Source organism: Thermovirga sp., assembly GCA_012523215.1.
GTDB lineage: Bacteria > Synergistota > Synergistia > Synergistales > Thermovirgaceae > 58-81.
The window spans coordinates 1-2,980 of record JAAYIZ010000126.1 but is presented as its reverse complement, the minus strand read 5'-3'; the positions used below and the strand labels follow the sequence as shown (position 1 = coordinate 2,980).

Genomic DNA, 2,980 nt, shown 5'->3' with positions numbered 1-2,980 from the left:
GTAGTTGCATCAGGAGCAAAAGTCCGCCTGAGCGAGAGTATCAGGACAAATCCGAAAAGTCCCATAACAATGGATGGGACGCTTGCAAGAAGGTCCACCGCCAGGGAAAGGACCTCTTTCTTCCTGCCTATCGCATAACGAGCAAGGTATATCCCGCAACCAATGCCCGGAATTAGTGAAAGAGCCATTGTAAGGCCTACCAGGTACAGGGTTCCCGCAAAAGCAGGCCATATGCCGTCCCAGACCGGGCGAGCGCCTGTAATCGCATCGATCGGGGCCGTGTCGCCAAAGAAAAGTTCAAGATCGAGCACTTGAGCGCCGTGGTAAAAGACAAAGCCCATCAGCGTGGCGAATGAACCTATTACAAAAAGAGCCGATGTAAAGGAGAGAAAACGCAGCAGCCTTACCCTCGTCACTAGGATCTCCTCCTCAAAAGGCGCAACAGCATATTTGCCGTAATGCTCACAAAAAGGAGGATCCCGCCTGCCACGTAAAGGGAAAAATAGGCAGTCCCACCCACATCGGATGACAAGACAAGGCCGATATGCGCGGTCAGAGTCCTTATTGCATCCAGGGGGGAATTGGCATACTGGACCGCGTTGCCGGCAAGCATCGTCGGGATCAGGGTGTCTCCCGCCGCGCGCCCGAAGCCGAGAAGGGCCGAAGAGCATACCCATTTCCCTGAGGCAGGAAGGACTACCATTGCGACGTTTTGTTCAGTAGTAAGCCCCAAAGCGGCTGACGTCATCGACGTTTCGGACTCTATCGTCCTGAAGGTGCTGTCCATGGCGAGGACCATTGTCGGCAAAATAAGCAGGCTGAGCACCAGCGAAGCGGTAAGCCATGAAAACCCCGATCCTCCAAGTCCGTTCCTTATCAAGGGAACGAGAAGGAAGACCGAGGCAAAACCATATACAACGGTTGGTATGGCGGTCATGATCCTGAGCATCCATGAGAGGAGTCTGGCCGCTGGCCTGGGGCCGAAGCCGTGGATAAAACAGCAGCATCCGACGGCCAAGGTCCATCCCATGACTAAAGATGAAAGCGAAAGAAGTCCGCTGGCCCAGATCATGGGCATGATGCCGAATTTCTCCGCTTCCGGGTTCCATAGAGAACCAAAAAGTGAGGGTCCGCTCTTCAGCAGGCCATCCAAAGCGCACAGGGTGATAAAGACAAAGATGGCCGACATGAGAGATGAGATATAAACAGCCGATACCTTTAACCAGAAAGGCGTATTTTTATTTTTGTTCAATTGAATACCCTGGCTATGCAAGGGAAAGGAAAGAATGCTCTCCCTCTATAGCCTTTACTCTTCAGCCGGGAGCGGGATGTAGCCGCTCTCTTTTATTATCTCCGCGCCTTCGGGGCTGAATATGTAGTCGATAAAAAGCTTCGTAAGCCCCTCGGGCTTCCCCTTGGTGTTCATGTAAAGGTTGCGCGTAACTTCATATATCCCCTTCGCGGCATTTTCCTGGGAAGGTACTACACCGTCAAAGGTCGGAGCTTTCACTGAATCATCAATGTGCCCGACCCCGACATATCCTATTGCTCGTTTATCCTGGGCGATGGCGGTTTTCATCGCTCCATTGGAACTGACGATGTTTATCGAAGAAGCGAGCTCTCCCTTTCTTATCGCTTTCTCTGTGAAGACTTCCCTTGTACCGCTTCCGTCTTCTCTTCCGAAGACGTTTATTGCACCGGGTTCACCGCCCAGTGCTTTCCAGTCTTTGATTACACCGGAATAAATATCCATCACCTGTTGGGTCGTGAGGGCCGCTATCTTGTTATTTGGATTGACCACTACCGCTACTCCGTCAATGGCGAAGGCGAAGGAGACCAGCCCATACTTGGATATTTCGTCTTCCTTCAGGGGACGCCCGGTGTTCCCTATAGTAACAAGCCCTTCGCCGACCTGCTTCACTCCCACCCCTGAACCTCCGCCGGCGACAGTGATTCGTATGTCGGGGTTAATAGACATTATCCTTTTTGCCGCTTCCTTCATGACAGGAATATGGGCGGTTCCGCCTGATATATCGATAACCCCTTTCTGCCCTTTGAAGGCATCAAGGGGTTCACCCCCCGCGGCTGAAGCGGTAATCAGCATTGTTGTAAGCAACATTGAAACAAATAATTTATTCATATTTTGATGACATCTCCTCGTTCGTTTTTTGCTGCCCGAGTTAAAAGGAAACAAGCATAGATAAACCTTCGAAGCAAAAGAAATGCTTCTAAAGTATCACTCCAGCTATTTGCGGCAGGGAATCAACTTACAGGAAATTAAGGAAGGTTAAATGCTGGTCCTTAAAAGGGTAAGGCAGAAGTCCCGGAAGCTGAATGTGCGGCAAACTGGTAATGCATCCCGTGCATCATCCTATGAACGACAGGTCATGTCTGAACCACGGTATGCCACCACCTTCCGAGATAAACAGGGGTTGTTACAAGTTTAATAATATTACATTTGGTGCAGTATTTGTCAAGGTAAGGGTTGCCTGATTGTCGCCGGACAGGGATAATGTCATCCCTTAAGGGGACAGGGACGAGGTCCCCTTCTCCTGAGAAGGGGGAAATGTCACCCCCCCCCTGGGTTTTGATAGAGAATGTATCCCATTAAGAACGAGGGTGACATCAGGTTGTCTATCAAGCAGGCACGGAAACTTCATGTTCTTGAAGAGGTGACGGGCGGGGTGATAACCAACAGGGAGGCTTCAGCCGCTTTGGGGCTGTCGGTACGGCAGGTCCAGAGGATAAAGACCGGCTACGAGGAGGCGGGATCGTCATCGCTGGTCCACGGCAACACCGGCCGCAAGCCTTCCAACTTCATCCCCACCGACATAAGGGCCTTGGTAGCAGACCGTGCCGCCAGCCTGTGGAAGGGGGCCAGCGCCAGCCACATGTCGGAGCTGCTCTTTACCGAAGCGGGGCGGTCCGTCTCCCCCAAGACCATCACCAGGATCCTGAAAGGAGCAAGCTTGAAGAACCC

3 protein-coding genes and 1 pseudogene are annotated in these 2,980 nt (G+C 51.9%); 1 reads left to right on the top strand and 3 read right to left on the bottom strand.

The features are described 5' to 3' along the window. The 3 genes and pseudogenes from GX108_03555 to GX108_03545 form a co-directional block, all read right to left on the bottom strand. Window positions 1-308 (bottom strand): annotated as a pseudogene (locus GX108_03555) (phosphate ABC transporter permease). Between the two features lie 107 nt (window positions 309-415). Next, complete coding sequence (locus GX108_03550) at window positions 416-1,252, bottom strand: ABC transporter permease subunit (GenBank protein NLO56119.1); 837 nt, start codon at window positions 1,250-1,252, stop codon at window positions 416-418. A gap of 54 nt (window positions 1,253-1,306) precedes the next feature. After that, window positions 1,307-2,140, bottom strand: a complete 834-nt coding sequence (locus GX108_03545) for a phosphate ABC transporter substrate-binding protein (protein ID NLO56118.1) — start codon at window positions 2,138-2,140, stop codon at window positions 1,307-1,309. A gap of 490 nt (window positions 2,141-2,630) precedes the next feature. On the opposite strand from GX108_03545, the gene GX108_03540 reads away from it, so the two are divergent. Continuing rightward, window positions 2,631-2,980: helix-turn-helix domain-containing protein (locus tag GX108_03540; protein ID NLO56117.1), on the top strand; the 350-nt coding region annotated here is incomplete at its 3' end.

Coding starts and splice junctions, on each gene's coding strand:
- GX108_03545 (NLO56118.1), bottom strand. CDS start 2,140: ATGAATAAATTATTTGTTTCAATGTTGCTTACAACAATGCTGATTACC.